Source organism: Microbacterium sp. SL75 (genome assembly GCF_026625865.1).
Lineage (GTDB): Bacteria > Actinomycetota > Actinomycetes > Actinomycetales > Microbacteriaceae > Microbacterium.
In genome coordinates this window covers 471,793-485,631 of record NZ_CP113067.1, presented here as the reverse complement: position 1 = coordinate 485,631, position 13,839 = coordinate 471,793, and the positions used below count along the sequence as shown (strand labels likewise).

Here is a 13,839-nt window from a genome sequence, read left to right as displayed (position 1 = left end):
TCGAGGAATTCCGGGCGGAAGCGCGTTGATTTCGCATCCTGGATCCCGCGGGATCTTAGGGCGGTAGCTCAATTGGCAGAGCAGCGGTCTCCAAAACCGCAGGTTGCAGGTTCGATTCCTGTCCGCCCTGCGCACAGCGCACGCTGGCACAGACACAGACCTAGGTGGTTCGATGACGCAGGACGAGGCGAAGGGCGAGATCGTCGCCGAGCGCGGCGCGCCCCGCGAGAAGAAGCTCAACTTCTTCGCGCGGATCGCCCTGTTCATTCGTCAGGTCTTCGCGGAACTGCGCAAGGTCGTCACGCCGACGCGGCAAGAGCTCTTCAAGTTCACCGCCGTCGTCCTCGGGTTCGTCGTCGTCATGATGGCGATCGTCTACGGCCTCGACGTGTTGTTCGTGTGGATCACCACCGCCGTCTTCGGCGTCCCCGGTACCGCCGGCGCCTGACCGGCGTCTGGGCGGACGCGCGGCCCCACGAGCGGCCGCCTCTGAACGGAAGAGATCACAGTGTCTGAAAGATATGTCGACGACGCCGACTGGGCGACGGCCGCTGAGCAGTCCAGCGAGGACGACGAAGCCCAGGAGGGCAACGTGCTCGCGTCTCAGGAGCGTGCCTCCGACTCGGCCGAGCACACCGCGGTCCACATCGTCGATGACGAGACCGACACCGACGACGCCGACCTCGGCGACATCGACATCACCGACCCGGAGGCGGACGCGATCGTGAACGACGCTCTCGAGATCGACGAGACCAGCGAGGCCGAGGCCGCCGCCGAGGTCCTGAACGACTCCCTCGCGGAGGAGCAGGCGGAAGAGGCCGCCGAAGCCGCTGACGAGGTCACCCCCTACGACGGTCCCGACGTGAACGGAGAGCCCGACGCTCCCGTCCTCGACGAGGACTTCGTCGACGAGGTCTCCGCTGCCGCGGGCGAGGTCGACGCGGCCGAGGCCGCCGAGTCGCCCGCCGATGCCGCCAGCGACGTCGACGGCATCGTTGTCGACGCCGACGAGGACGCCGACCCGTACGAGGCGTTCCGCGCCGAGCTGCGTTCGCTCCCCGGTAAGTGGTTCGTCATCCACTCCTACGCCGGGTTCGAGCGCAAGGTGAAGGCCAACATCGAGCAGCGCAAGTCGACGCTCGAGGTCGAGGACGACATCTACCAGGTCGAGGTCCCCATGGAGGACGTCGTCGAGATCAAGAACGGCCAGCGCAAGATGGTCAACCGCGTGCGCATCCCCGGCTACGTGCTGGTGCGCATGGACCTCAACGAAGACACCTGGTCGGTCGTTCGCCACACCCCCGGTGTCACCGGCTTCGTGGGCAACGCCCACAACCCGACCCCGCTGCGCTTCGAAGAGGCCTTCAACATGCTGAAGAGCCTCGTCGAGGTCAAGGAGGCCGCCCCCGTCAAGGGCGCCGCCGCCAAGGGCTCGGCCACCACGGCTCGCGTCATCCCCGCCGAGGTCGACTTCGAGACCGGCGAGACGATCACCATCAAGGAAGGCTCGTTCGCGGGTCTGCCCGGCACGATCAGCGAGATCAAGCCCGAGAGTGGCAAGCTCACGGTGCTCGTGTCGCTCTTCGAGCGCGAGACCCCGGTCGAGCTGTCGTTCGACCAGGTCACCAAGATGATCTGACGCCCCCGCGTCTTCGCGAACGCTCCGCTCGGCTCGGTCCGGCGGGGCGTTCGCCGTCTCCGGCGCCGCGCTGCGCGGTGCTGTGCCGCGCTGCGCTGTGCCGCGCCGCGCCGTGCCGCGCTGCGCCGTGCCGCGCTGCGCCGTGCCGCGCTGCGCCGTGCCGCGCTGCGCCGTGCCGCGCTGTGCCGTGCTGCGCCGTGCCGCGCTGTGCCGTGCTGCGCCGTGCCGCGCTGTGCCGTACCGCGCCGCGCCGGCGCGGGCACCTCGGCGGGTGGGCGGGCGGAGCCCTGGTTCCCACGCAGAAACGCTCTGCGCGCGCAGAAACGCGTGGTCATCGCGTTTCTGCGCGCGGATCGCGTTTGCGCGGATCACTTCGAGCGGACATTCCTGCCCACCGACGCCAGCGCGGCCACCTCGGCGCGGCGCACCTGTCGCAGTCCCGCTGCCGTCAGGGCGTTTCGCAGCGCGGTTACCCCCACTGCGCCTGGGTAGTCCCATCGAGCGATCTGCCACCCCTCTCGGCGGAGCGCGTCCTCGCGTCGCTTCTCCGCACGGACCGCCTCGGCCGCTGCGACGGGATCCTCCCCGCCGTACTTCAGCCACCCGTCGCACTCACCGATGATGTTCTGCTCCGGCCAGCAGAAGTCCGATCGGAATATCCGTCCTTCGACGTCGTGCTCGACCTGCAGCCGGGGCGAGGGAAAGCCGCACCACTCGATGACCGCGCGGCTGATCGACTCCGCCGGGGACTCGGCCAGCGGCGTGGCATGGGTCAGCGCCCAACGCATGCGCCGTGCTCCGTACGCGTTGCGCTGCAGAGCAGCGCGCTCGAGTAACCGCTCGCTCTCGAGGCCGAAAGCTCGTAACGCCGCGTCGGCGACCGCGACGCCGAACGCGGGAGGCAGCGCACGGCAGAGATCGATGACCACGTCTTCGACCGCGGTGAGGCCGATGCCGACGACCGTGCATGTGGGACGCGTATCGAGGCTGGTGTGTACGGTGACGTCGCCGTACCTGACCGACTTCGCGCGGCGTGCGTCGAAGATGTGGATGGTGCGGGGGTGACCGAAGATGGGGAGCCCGAGCAGCGCCGCGGCCGATTCGTGCGAGAAGACGGCATCCGGTCGCGTCAGTGCGAAGGCGTGGACGCGGGCGAGATAGCGATCCCACGGTGGTAGTGCGTCCCACGCGGCGCGGACGGCGTAGATGCCGGTTCGCACGCGAACCAGGGATTCGTCGCGCCAGAGCGGTGGTCCGGGCCGTGGCGTGTCCGAGGTGAACATCAAGGGAGTCGGTGACGCGCGCAGCGTGCGGGGAACGGCATCCATTCGGTGAGGGTGCCAGGTTCGCGGACAGCATGTGTGCGAGCTGTGGACAACCCCCGTGCGACCCCGGTGTAGGCGGGGCCGTGCGGGTGTCGGGGGCACCGTGATCGCCGCGGGGTGCGGGCGCAGGGGCACGCACGCGCATAAACACCGTTGGCGCGCAGAAACGCGCTGTCATGGTGTTTCTGCACGCAGATCGCGTTTATGCGTGGTGCCGGCACCGGTGCTGCCACCGGTGCTGGTGCTGCCGCCGGTACTGGCGTTGGTGCTGTTGCTTCCCCTGGTGCTGGTGCTGGTGCTGCCGCCGGTACTGGCGTTGGTGCTGTTGCTTCCCCTGGTGCTGGTGCTGGTGCTGGTACTGGTACTGGCGTTGGCGTTGGCGTTGGCGTTGGTGCTGGTGCTGGTGCTGGTGCCGGCACCGGTGCTGGTGCTGGCGCTGCCGCTCGCGGTGGTCGTGGGCGGAGGCTGGCGCGCAGGTCGAGGGGGAGCGGGCCCGGGTGGGCGACCAGCCCGCAGAAACGCTCTCAGCCCGCAGAAACGCGCTGTCATCGTGTTTCTGCGGGCGGATCGCGTTTCTGCGTGCCGGGAGGCGAGTGCGCGGGCGTGGCGGGTGCGGGGAGGCCGGCGGAGGCCGAGGCCGGATCCGCTCGGGCGGGGAGGGCGTTGAGCGGTGCGAGGCGAGGACGGGAAGAGCCGCGGATGCCGAAACGCCCGGCGTCGCGTACAATGGCAAGGTTGCGTGCGTCAGTGCGCAACGACCGCTGCCCGGAACCGCCGGGCGTGCGGGAGAGAGGGAGCCGCGAGGCCTCCGCTCGAGAGAGGAAAAGGATATGGCACCCAAGAAAAAGGTGACCGGCCTGATCAAGCTCCAGATCAAGGCAGGCGCGGCCAACCCCGCACCGCCGATCGGTCCGGCGCTCGGTCAGCACGGCGTCAACATCATGGAGTTCTGCAAGGCCTACAACGCGGCGACCGAGGCCCAGCGCGGCAACGTGATCCCCGTTGAGATCACGGTCTACGAAGACCGCAGCTTCACCTTCATCCTGAAGACCCCGCCGGCGGCGGAGCTCATCAAGAAGGCGGCTGGACTGGCCAAGGGTTCGTCCACGCCCCACACGGTCAAGGTGGGCAAGCTCACCAAGGACCAGGTTCGCGAGATCGCCACCACGAAGCAGCCCGACCTGAACGCGAACGACATCGAGGCCGCCTCGAAGATCATCGCCGGCACCGCCCGTTCCATGGGCATCACGGTCGAGGACTGAGGGAGATAACAATGGCTACCAAGTCCAAGGCATTCCGCGCCGCAGCTGAGAAGATCGCGGCCGACACGTTCTACACCCCGACCGAGGCCGTCGCCCTCGCGAAGGAGACCGGCTCGAAGAAGTTCGACTCGACCGTCGAGGTCGCGCTGAAGCTCTCGGTCGACCCCCGTAAGGCAGACCAGATGGTCCGCGGCACGGTCATCCTCCCCCACGGCACGGGTAAGACCGCGCGCGTCATCGTCTTCGCCAACGGCCCCGCGGCCGAGGCGGCTCTGGCCGCCGGCGCCGACGAGGTCGGTGGCACCGAGCTCATCGAGAAGGTCGCGGCCGGCTACACGTCGTTCGACGCCGCCGTCTCGACGCCCGAGCTCATGGGCCAGGTCGGTCGCCTCGGTAAGGTCCTCGGACCCCGCGGCCTCATGCCGAACCCCAAGACCGGCACCGTGACCCCCAACCCGGCCAAGGCCGTCGAGGAGATCAAGGGCGGAAAGATCGAGTTCCGCGTCGACAAGCACGCCAACGTGCACTTCGTCGTCGGCAAGGCATCGTTCTCGGCCGAGCAGCTCGACGAGAACCTCAAGGCCGCTCTCGAGGAGATCGTCCGCCTCAAGCCCTCGAGCTCGAAGGGTCGTTACATCCAGAAGGGCGCCGTCTCGACCACCTTCGGTCCCGGCATCCCGCTGGACGTCAACGTCATCGTCTGACATCCGTCACCGAAAGCCCCGCCGCACCTCGTGTCGGCGGGGCTTTCGCGTTCCCGGGGCGTGTCGCGGGTGCACGATCGTGCAATACGGCGTCATGCGGGAAGACGTACGTGCCCGCGCGTGTTCTGCTGGAGGGTACGCCTGCACCGCGTGCCCTCCCGGTCGCCTTCGGCGATCTCCTCCACCGTCCTCACCCATGTCAGGAACAGCTATGCCCCGTCGCCGTTTGACCGTCCTCGCCGCCACCCTGGGCCTGAGCGCCCTCGCGCTGACCGCCTGCAGCGGCGGCTCCACCGCGGCCGACCCCGACGCGGGATCCGACCTCGGCCTCGTCTCGGGCGGCACGCTGACGGTGGCGACCGAGGGCACCTACCGCCCCTTCTCGTACCACGAGGGCGCGGGCGAGCTCACCGGATTCGACGTCGAGATCGCGAAGGCCGTCGCCGACAAGCTCGGTCTGCAGGTGAAGTTCCAGGAGACCCAGTGGGACGCCATCTTCGCGGGCCTGGATGCCGGTCGCTTCGACGTCATCGCCAACCAGGTCTCGATCAACCCCGAGCGCCAGGAGAAGTACGCCTTCAGCTCGCCATACACCGTCTCTCGCGGCGTCATCGTGACGACCGACAGCGACAACGCCATCTCGAGCTTCGCCGACCTGTCGGGCAAGACCACCGCCCAGTCGCTCACGAGCAACTGGTACGAGCTCGCGACCTCGAGCGGCGCCCAGGTCGAGGCCGTCGAGGGCTGGGCACAGGCGGTCGCCCTGCTCAAGCAGGGGCGTGTGGACGCCACGGTCAACGACCAGCTCACCTACCTCGATTACGAGAAGACCAACAGCCCCACCGGCCTGAAGATCGCCGCGACCACGGAGGACTCCTCCGAGAGCGCGTTCGCTTTCAAGAAGGGTCAGGACAAGCTGGCGGATGCCGTGGACGGAGCTCTCGACGAACTCCGCGCCGACGGAACTCTCGCCTCGATCAGCGAAAAGTACTTCGGCGCCGACGTCACGAAGTAACCAGCTGGTGTAAACCCCCGCGGATCATCCGCCTCCCCGCTCTAACGTGGGGGCGGATGATCCGCTCGCGTGTGAGGAAGGAGGCTCATGAACGACATCTGGACCCTGCTCGTCGATTCGTTCTGGCCGATGGTCCTGGCCGGAATCACCGGTACGATCCCGCTGTCCCTGGCCTCGTTCGCGATCGGTCTCGTGATCGCGCTGGCGATGGCGCTGTTGCGGCTGTCGCGGAACATGTTGCTGTCGGGCGTCGCCCGGTTCTACATCTCGATCATCCGCGGAACGCCTCTGCTGGTGCAGCTGTTCGTGATCTTCTACGGTCTGCCGTCGCTGGGACTGACGATCGATCCCTTCCCCGCAGCCGTCATCGCGTTCTCGCTGAACGTCGGCGGGTACGCGGCAGAGGTCATCCGTGCGGCGATCCTGTCGGTTCCTCGCGGGCAGTGGGAGGCGGCGCACACGGTGGGGCTCTCTCCCCGCAAGACGCTGACCCGCATCATCCTTCCTCAGGCGGCTCGCGTCTCGGTGCCGCCGCTGTCGAACACGTTCATCTCGCTCGTGAAGGACAGCTCGCTGGCATCCCTCATCCTCGTGACCGAGCTGTTCCGCCAGGCACAGGCGATTGCGGCCTTCTCGTACGAGTTCATGGCGGTGTATCTCGAGGCCGCGCTCATCTACTGGCTGTTCTGCCTCGTGCTGTCGTTCGGCCAGAACGCCCTGGAAAAGAGGCTGGACCGCCATGTCGCCCACTGACGCCGCTCCGCTGCTCGCCGTCTCGGGACTGCAGAAGAATTTCGGCACCAATCGCGTCCTCGACGGTGTCGACCTCGAGGTACGTCGCGGCGACGTGCTCGTGCTGATCGGTCCCTCCGGGTCGGGCAAGACCACGGTGCTGCGCTGCCTGAACGGCCTCGAGACCCCGGATGCCGGGGTGGTGGCGTTCGACGGGGGTCCGGTCGTGGACTTCTCGCAGAAGGTCTCGAAGGCCGACCGTATCGGGCTGCGCGATCGCTCGGCGATGGTGTTCCAGCATCACAATCTCTTCCCTCATCTCACCGTCCTCCAGAACGTCGTCGAGGGGCCGATCCAGGCGCACGGCGTCCCTCGCGCCGAGGCCGTCGCTCGTGCCGAGACCCTGCTCGCCCGCGTCGGGCTGTCGGAGAAGCGCGACGCGTATCCGTCCGAGCTCTCCGGCGGCCAACAGCAGCGTGTGGGCATCGTCCGTGCGCTGGCCCTGCAGCCGGCGCTCCTGCTGTTCGACGAGCCGACCAGCGCGCTCGACCCCGAGCTCGTGGGCGAGGTGCTCACCGTCTTGCGCGAGCTCGCGAACGAAGGCTGGACGATGGTGATCGTCACGCACGAGCTCGGCTTCGCGCGCGAGGTCGCCGACGAGGTGCTGTTCTTCGACGAGGGGGTCATCGTCGAGCGCGGTGCGCCGTCCGAGCTGTTGCGTCAGCCGAAGAAGGAGCGCACTCGGCGTTTCCTCGACCGTCTGCTGCGCCCGCTCGACGGCCCCGGCCCCTCGGACACCCCGACGTAGCCCCACGCGCAGTAGCGTCGATGCATGGGCCGCCTCGAGGATCTGTTCGGCATCGATGTCCCGATCGTGCTCGGCCCCTTCGGCGGGCTCTCCTCCGTCGCCCTGACGGCGGCGGTGAGCACGGGCGGCGGGCTCGGCTCGTTCGGCCTCTACGGCTACACGCCCGAGCGCATCCTCGACACGGTGTCGCAGCTGCGCGGCGCCACCGCGCGACCGGTGGCCGTGAACCTCTGGCTGCCGCGCGGCGACGAGGTGACCCCCGCCGACCTGGACGTGCAGCCGTTCCTCGATGCGGCGGCGCCGCTCTTCGCCGCAGCGGGTGTCGAGGTCCCCGCCCCGCCGGCGGCGTTCCTCCCGTCCGTCGCCGACCAGCTCGGCGCCGTGCTCGAGGCCCGGCCCGAGGTGCTGAGCGTCGTCTTCGGGATTCCGGATGCCGCTACCCTCGCCGCCGCGAGAGGCCGCGGCATCCGTGTGATCGGCACTGCCACCTCGGTCGCCGAGGCCGTCGCGCTCGAGGCGGCGGGGGTCGATGCCGTCGTCGCCACCGGATCGGAGGCCGGCGGGCATCGGGTGTCGTTCCTCCGCGAAGCGTCGGCGTCGCTCGTCGGGACCTTCGCTCTCGTGCCGCAGGTCGTCGATGCCGTCGGCATCCCGGTCATCGCCGCGGGTGGGATCGCCGACCGGCGCGGGGTGGCGGCCGCCCTGGCTCTCGGGGCCGACGGTGTGCAGGTCGGAACGGCGTTCCTGCGCACCCGCCAGTCGGCGGCGACCGGGGATCACCGCGACGCCATCGCGCGATCGGTCGACACCGAGACCGTGCTCACCCGCGCCATGAGCGGGCGGCTGGCACGCGGCATCCCGAATCGTGCGATGCGCGAGCTCGAGGCCGCGGGGATGATCGCCCCGTTCCCGGCGCAGAACTGGCTGACCGGGGTGTTCCGTGCCGCCGCGACGGCGAACGGCGACGGCGAGCTGGTGTCGCTGTGGGCGGGTCAGGCGGCGGCGCTGTCTCGTCTCGACGACGCCGCCGAGGTGCTCGACGAGTTGAAGGCCGGTCTCCCGACCTGACTCAGGCGGTGGCTCGGATCTCGAATCCGGAGGCGGACTCCCCGGTCCCCTCGACGACGTCGACATCGTCGACGCGGGCACCGGCCGGGCCGTCGTGCGCCCAGGCGATCACGCCCTCGACCGCATCGGGGTCCCCGGCGAGGAACGCCTCCACCGACCCGTCGAGGCGGTTGCGTACCCAGCCGTCGACGCCGAGGCGCTGGGCCTCGGCCTGCATCGTGTAGCGGAAGCCGACGCCCTGGACGCGGCCGCTCACCGTCATCGTCACCGTTCGCATCGGGCCATTCTTGCGGACGACGGGACGCGGGGTCGTGGGTCAGTGCGGCAGCACGAGCGAAAGGGCGATCGCGAACATCACCACGGCGATGATCCCGTCGAGCAGGCGCCACGCGCGCGGGGTATCGAGCCAGCGGCCGAGGAAGCGTGCGCCGTAGCCGAGGGCCGAGAACCACAACAGGCTCGCCGCGCACGCGCCCGTCGCGAACGCCCAGCGTCCGTCGCCGTGCGTCGAGGCCACCGACCCGAGGAGGAAGACCGTGTCGAGGTACACGTGCGGATTGAGCCAGGTGAGGGCCAGACACGTCAGCACCGTCGCCGCGAGCGTCGTGCGTGCCGGACGGGTCTGCACCGTCGTCGTCCCGGCGAGCGGTGCGGGCGAGGATCCCGAGGCGTCGAAGTGCAGCGTCGCGCCGCTCGGGCGCAGGGCGCGGCGCGCGGCGAGCAAACCGTAGCCGACGAGGAACGCCGCCCCCGCCCACCTCACGACGACGATGAGCCACGGCACCGCCTGCAGGACCAGACCGATACCGGATACCCCGAGCAGGATCAGGACCGCGTCCGACAGCGCGCAGACCGCCACGACGGCCAGCAGATGCTCACGGCGGACGCCCTGACGCAGAACGAAGAGGTTCTGCGCGCCGATGGCGACGATCAGGGAGAAGCCGAGGCCGAGACCGGCGAGGAGGGAGGGGAGCACGAACTCGACGTTAGGGGGTGGTCGAGGCGTAGACCAGCTCAGGATTCTGGCGCACCATTAGCATTCCTTCATGTCGATCCCGCTCGATCTCGCTCGCACCCTCGCCGTCGTCGTCGACGAGGGAACCCTCGATGCCGCCGCCCGTCGCCTGCACATCACACCGTCCGCGGTGAGCCAGCGCATCCGCGCGCTCGAGGATCAGCTCGGCCGCGTCGTGCTCGTGCGCAGCAAGCCCGTCAGCGCCACAGAAGCCGGCGACGCCGTGGTGCGCCTGGCGCGTCAGCTCGCTCTGCTCGAACATGACGCGCTCGCCGCGATCGGGGCGGAGGGTGGGACGGTGGCATCCGTCCCTCTCGCCGTGAACGCGGACTCGCTCGCGACGTGGTTCCTGCCGCCTCTGGCCCGGGTCGCGCAGCGCCGGGCCGTCGTCTTCGACCTCCATCGCGACGATCAGGACTTCACGGCGGGGCTGCTCGAATCCGGGACGGTGATGGCCGCCGTCACTTCGCGCGAGGCCCCGGTGGCCGGGTGCCGCGTGCGCCGTCTCGGCGTCCTCCGGTACGAGGCGGTGGCGACCGCCTCGTTCGCCGATCGATGGTTCGCCGACGGGGTCGATGCCGAGGCGCTCGGCTCAGCGCCGGTGGTCGACTTCGACCGGCGCGACGACTTGCAGACCCAGTGGCTGACGCGCCGCGGGGTGGCCGCAGCGGCTCCGCCGCGGCATCGGGTTCCGGCCTCCCAGGACTTCGCCACGGCCGTCGCACTGGGTCTGGGGTGGGGATTGCTCCCGGGGTTCCAATCGGGCCAAGCCCTGCGCGCGGGGGAGCTCGTGCGCCTCGGCGACGATCCGATCGATGTTCCCCTCTACTGGCAGCAGTGGAACCTCACCTCGCCGCTGCTCGATGAGGTGGCCGACGAGATCGTCGACGAGGGGCGCCGGATGCTGGCGGTCGGTTGAGGTCAGTCGTCGCTGACGCTCAGCACGATCTTTCCTCGCGTGTGCCCGCGCTCGAGCGCGGTGTGCGCGGCGGCGGCGTCGTCGAGTTCGAAGACGTGCTCGACGTACACGCGCACGGCTCCCGACTCGAGCAGCCGGGTGATCGTGGAGAGAGCTCCGCCGTCGGGGATCGTCTTGTAATCGGTGGAGCGGATGCCGCGCTCCGCGGCGGCCTCGCGGAAGCCGGGCCACGCCCCGGTGGGCACCTCGATGAGCAATCCCCCCGGGCGCAGCACCTCGAGCGAGCGCGTGCCGGTGTCGTCGGAGACGTTGCCGATGAGGTCGATGACCACGTCGACGTCGGACACCACCTCTTCGAACCGGGTCGAGGTGTAGTCGACCACCTCGGCGGCGCCGAGCTCGCGAAGCCACTCCAGGTTGCGGGGAGATCCGGTCGCGATCACGTGAGCGCCGAAGTACGCGGCGAACTGCACCGCGAAGTGCCCGACACCCCCGCTGCCCGCGTGCACGAGGATGCGCTGGCCCTGATGCGCGAGGGCCGTCTCGACCACGATCCCCCAGGCCGTGAGGGCCGCCACGGGTACGCCGGCCGCCTCGACATGCGACAGAGACGAAGGCTTGCGGGCGAGGGAGAGGGTCGGCACGACGACGTACTCGGCGTACGAGCCGCTCGTGCGCGGCACGGTGGCCATGCCGTAGACCTCGGTGCCGACGGGGAACGGGTGCGCGTCGAAGGGCGCCCGTACGACGACGCCGCTCACGTCGAGACCGAGCACGGCCGGCCACGCCGAGATGGCGCCGGAGAGGCCGCGCCCCGCACGCGTCTTCGCGTCGATCGGGTTGACGCCAGCGGCGACCACCCGCACGAGCACCTCGCTCAGCACGGGAGTGGGAACCTCGACGTCGGCGAGGTGCAGGACGTCGGCGTCTCCGGGGCCGTCGAACACCACCGCCCGCATCGTGTCCGGCACCGGGGGAGCGGGCTGAAGGGCGGTCTCGGGACGCGTCGATCGGAATCTCATCGGGCGCTCACTCTCACTGCGGTCGGTCCGCGGCGACCTCGCCGCGATCCCCTCAGTCAACCCCGCCATTGTCTCGGCGGTGTTACGCCTCGGTCACCGTGTCGCGAAGCCCGCTCCTGCCCGGCCCCGGGGAGCGATCAGTCGCGGGCGGGGACTTCGCCGACGGCCAGAGCGTGCAGCAGCGTCGACAGATGGCGGATGTCGTCGATGGTCCAATCGGCGATCGCATCGAACAGGCGGCTCTCGTGCGGAGCACGTGCCTCCGCGAGGCGCGCGTGGCCCACCTCGGTGACGGCGATCAGCCGTGAGCGGCGGTCGTTCGGATCGGGCGTCCGCGTGACCAGGCCGAGATCTTCGAGCTCGGTGATCGAGCGGCTGAGAAAGCCCTTGTCGGCGGCCAGCCGCTCGGCCAGGGCCGACAGGGTCAGCGGGCCGAAGCGGCTCACCACCGAGAGGGCCTTGAACGTCGCCGGCAGCATTCCCGGACTCACGCGTTCCGCCGCCTCGGAGACGAAGCGGCGGAACACGGTCATGAGTTCCGAGAACGACGACTCCAGGGCCTGCACGGCCACGCGGCGTTCGTCGTCCTGTTCGCTCGTCACGTCAGCCATCCTCTCCCATCTCGGCCGCTCGGCGTGCGCGGCGCGGGGAGCCGGCATCCTGTGTCGGGATGGTACCGGTGGCCGAGAGCGTGGCCATGGCCTCGGGAACGGACACGGTGGCGAAGTCGGCCTCGCTCGCCGCGACACGCTCGGAGGTCGTCATGCGGGTCAGCGGGCGGTTGGGCAGGAACAGGATCGCGATGAGGCTCACCACCGCGACGGGCACGGCGATGAGGAACGAGTGGGCGATCGACTGCGCATAGATGTCCTCGACAATCACGCGGACGCTCTCGGGGAGGGTCGACACCTGCGGGATGGCTCCCGACTGCAGGCTCTGCGCGACCGAGGCCCCATCGGCGCCGAGGCCGATGATGGCGGCCTTGAGGTCGGCCGCGCGGTCGGTGAACAGGCTTGTCGCCATGCTCGCGAGAGCGGCACCCATCACCGAGACGCCGATCGTGCCGCCGAGGCTCCGGAAGAACGTCACGCCCGAACTCGCCGCGCCCATCTGCGTGGGGTTGGCGGTGTTCTGCACCACGAGGACGAGGTTCTGCATCGTCATGCCGACACCGGCGCCGAGCAACGCCATGTAGATCGAGACGAGGGTGAAGTTCGTGTCGTAGTGGATGGTCGACAGCAGGAAGGAACCCGCGATCAACAGCACGCCACCGGCGATGAGGAACGGCTTCCAGCGACCGAAGCGCGAGATCAGGGCGCCGACGACGATCGACGAGACGAGCAGGCCGCCGATCATCGGGATCGTCATGACGCCCGCCTCGGTCGGCGTGGCGCCGCGGGCCATCTGCATGTACTGGCTGAGGAACACCGAGGTGCCGAACATCGCGAGTCCTGTGGCGATCGAGGCGATCGTGGCGAGGGTGAACGTCGCGTCGCGGAACAGGGTGAGCGGCACGAGGGGCTCGGAGGAGCGCAGCTCGACCACGACGAACAGGATCGCGGCGAGGACCGCGCCGCCGACCATGAGCAGCGTCTCGGTGCTGGCCCACTCGAAGGTGCTGCCGGCGTTGGTGACCCAGATGAGCAGCAACGACACGGCGGCCGAGAGCAGGACGATGCCGACGTAGTCGATCTTCACCGCGCGCTTCGCCCGTGCCGGAAGGTGCAGCGTGCGCTGCTGGATCAGCAGGGCTGCGACGGCGAAGGGGAGGGCGACGAAGAAGTTCCAGCGCCAGCCGAACGCGTCGGTGATGACACCGCCGAGCAGAGGGCCGCCGACGGTGGCGACGGCCATGACCGCGCCGAACAGGCCCATGTAGCGACCACGCTCGCGGGGGCTGATGATGTCGGCCATGATCACCTGGCTGAGGGCGGCGAGGCCGCCGGCGCCGAGACCCTGGACCGCGCGGAAGGCGATCAGCATGTTCGTGTCCTGCGAGAAGCCGGCGGCGGCCGTCGCGAGCACGAAGATGGCGATGGCGATCTGGATGAGCACCTTGCGGTTGAACAGGTCGGCCAGCTTGCCCCAGATGGGGGTCGAGATCGCGGTGGTGAGCAGGGTCGCGGTGATGACCCAGGTGTAGGCGTTCTGGTCGCCGGACAGATCGTGCACGATGACGGGCAGCGAGGTCGACACGACGGTCGAGGCGAGCATCGACACGAAGGTGCCGAGCAGGAGGCCGATCAGAGCCGGCAGGACGCGCCGCTGTGCGGGCGCGTCGGAAGAAGTTGCTGTCATGCGGGAACTCCACGAAAGGGGGACGGATGCCG

At 69.5% G+C, this 13,839-nt stretch carries 16 protein-coding genes and 1 tRNA gene; 11 read left to right on the top strand and 6 right to left on the bottom strand.

All coding sequences use genetic code 11. The features are described 5' to 3' along the window. The first annotated feature begins 57 nt into the window (after window positions 1-57). The 3 genes from OVA17_RS02265 (at window position 58) to nusG (ending at window position 1,639) form a co-directional block, all read left to right on the top strand. A tRNA-Trp gene (locus OVA17_RS02265) sits at window positions 58-130 on the top strand. Window positions 131-172: 42 nt separating this feature from the next. Then, window positions 173-448, top strand: coding sequence for a preprotein translocase subunit SecE (secE, locus tag OVA17_RS02260; RefSeq protein WP_210073325.1), 276 nt, complete (start codon window positions 173-175; stop codon window positions 446-448). A gap of 60 nt (window positions 449-508) precedes the next feature. Next, window positions 509-1,639, top strand: a complete 1,131-nt coding sequence (gene nusG, locus OVA17_RS02255) for a transcription termination/antitermination protein NusG (protein WP_267787898.1) — start codon at window positions 509-511, stop codon at window positions 1,637-1,639. Window positions 1,640-2,007: 368 nt separating this feature from the next. Here the strand turns inward: nusG and OVA17_RS02250 are convergent, their stop codons facing one another. After that, complete coding sequence (locus OVA17_RS02250) at window positions 2,008-2,967, bottom strand: hypothetical protein (RefSeq protein WP_267787897.1); 960 nt, start codon at window positions 2,965-2,967, stop codon at window positions 2,008-2,010. A gap of 205 nt (window positions 2,968-3,172) precedes the next feature. Between OVA17_RS02250 and OVA17_RS02245 the strand changes: the two genes are divergently transcribed. From OVA17_RS02245 to OVA17_RS02215, 7 genes are all read left to right on the top strand, one after another. Beyond that, window positions 3,173-3,631 carry a hypothetical protein gene (locus tag OVA17_RS02245; RefSeq protein ID WP_267787895.1) on the top strand — a complete coding sequence of 153 codons (459 nt, stop codon included), beginning with the start codon at window positions 3,173-3,175 and terminating at the stop codon, window positions 3,629-3,631. A gap of 163 nt (window positions 3,632-3,794) precedes the next feature. Next, complete coding sequence (gene rplK / locus OVA17_RS02240; protein WP_013585556.1) at window positions 3,795-4,226, top strand: 50S ribosomal protein L11; 432 nt, start codon at window positions 3,795-3,797, stop codon at window positions 4,224-4,226. A gap of 11 nt (window positions 4,227-4,237) precedes the next feature. Then, a complete protein-coding gene (gene rplA / locus OVA17_RS02235; protein WP_094734955.1) occupies window positions 4,238-4,930 on the top strand; it encodes a 50S ribosomal protein L1 in 693 nt (230 codons plus the stop codon). 211 nt (window positions 4,931-5,141) lie between these two features. After that, entirely contained in the window at window positions 5,142-5,945 is an 804-nt protein-coding gene (locus OVA17_RS02230; protein WP_267787890.1) for an amino acid ABC transporter substrate-binding protein, read from the top strand. A gap of 87 nt (window positions 5,946-6,032) precedes the next feature. After that, on the top strand, window positions 6,033-6,698 hold the full coding sequence (locus OVA17_RS02225) for an amino acid ABC transporter permease (RefSeq protein WP_267787888.1): 666 nt from the start codon (window positions 6,033-6,035) through the stop codon (window positions 6,696-6,698). Beyond that, complete coding sequence (locus OVA17_RS02220) at window positions 6,685-7,485, top strand: amino acid ABC transporter ATP-binding protein (protein WP_324289907.1); 801 nt, start codon at window positions 6,685-6,687, stop codon at window positions 7,483-7,485. Before OVA17_RS02225 ends, OVA17_RS02220 begins: the two co-directional genes overlap by 14 nt. Before the next feature lie 24 nt (window positions 7,486-7,509). Beyond that, window positions 7,510-8,553 carry an NAD(P)H-dependent flavin oxidoreductase gene (locus tag OVA17_RS02215; RefSeq protein WP_267787886.1) on the top strand — a complete coding sequence of 348 codons (1,044 nt, stop codon included), beginning with the start codon at window positions 7,510-7,512 and terminating at the stop codon, window positions 8,551-8,553. 1 nt (window position 8,554) lies between these two features. On the opposite strand, the gene OVA17_RS02210 is transcribed toward OVA17_RS02215, so the two are convergent. Together OVA17_RS02210 and OVA17_RS02205 are read right to left on the bottom strand one after the other, a co-directional pair. Continuing rightward, window positions 8,555-8,830, bottom strand: coding sequence for an acylphosphatase (locus tag OVA17_RS02210; RefSeq protein WP_267787885.1), 276 nt, complete (start codon window positions 8,828-8,830; stop codon window positions 8,555-8,557). Window positions 8,831-8,869: 39 nt separating this feature from the next. Beyond that, complete coding sequence (locus OVA17_RS02205) at window positions 8,870-9,529, bottom strand: LysE/ArgO family amino acid transporter (RefSeq protein WP_267787883.1); 660 nt, start codon at window positions 9,527-9,529, stop codon at window positions 8,870-8,872. Window positions 9,530-9,599: 70 nt separating this feature from the next. Between OVA17_RS02205 and OVA17_RS02200 the strand changes: the two genes are divergently transcribed. Beyond that, window positions 9,600-10,487 carry a LysR family transcriptional regulator ArgP gene (locus OVA17_RS02200; RefSeq protein WP_267787881.1) on the top strand — a complete coding sequence of 296 codons (888 nt, stop codon included), beginning with the start codon at window positions 9,600-9,602 and terminating at the stop codon, window positions 10,485-10,487. A gap of 2 nt (window positions 10,488-10,489) precedes the next feature. Here OVA17_RS02200 and OVA17_RS02195 read toward each other — a convergent pair whose 3' ends face one another. The 3 genes from OVA17_RS02195 to OVA17_RS02185 all read right to left on the bottom strand — a co-directional run bounded on the left by OVA17_RS02195 (window position 10,490) and on the right by OVA17_RS02185 (window position 13,807). Next, a complete protein-coding gene (locus OVA17_RS02195; protein ID WP_267787880.1) occupies window positions 10,490-11,509 on the bottom strand; it encodes an NADP-dependent oxidoreductase in 1,020 nt (339 codons plus the stop codon). A 137-nt stretch (window positions 11,510-11,646) separates the two neighbouring features. Further along, complete coding sequence (locus OVA17_RS02190) at window positions 11,647-12,120, bottom strand: MarR family winged helix-turn-helix transcriptional regulator (protein WP_267787878.1); 474 nt, start codon at window positions 12,118-12,120, stop codon at window positions 11,647-11,649. Then, window positions 12,113-13,807 carry an MDR family MFS transporter gene (locus OVA17_RS02185; protein WP_267787876.1) on the bottom strand — a complete coding sequence of 565 codons (1,695 nt, stop codon included), beginning with the start codon at window positions 13,805-13,807 and terminating at the stop codon, window positions 12,113-12,115. The genes OVA17_RS02190 and OVA17_RS02185 overlap by 8 nt, the downstream gene beginning before the upstream one ends. Window positions 13,808-13,839 lie beyond the last annotated feature (32 nt).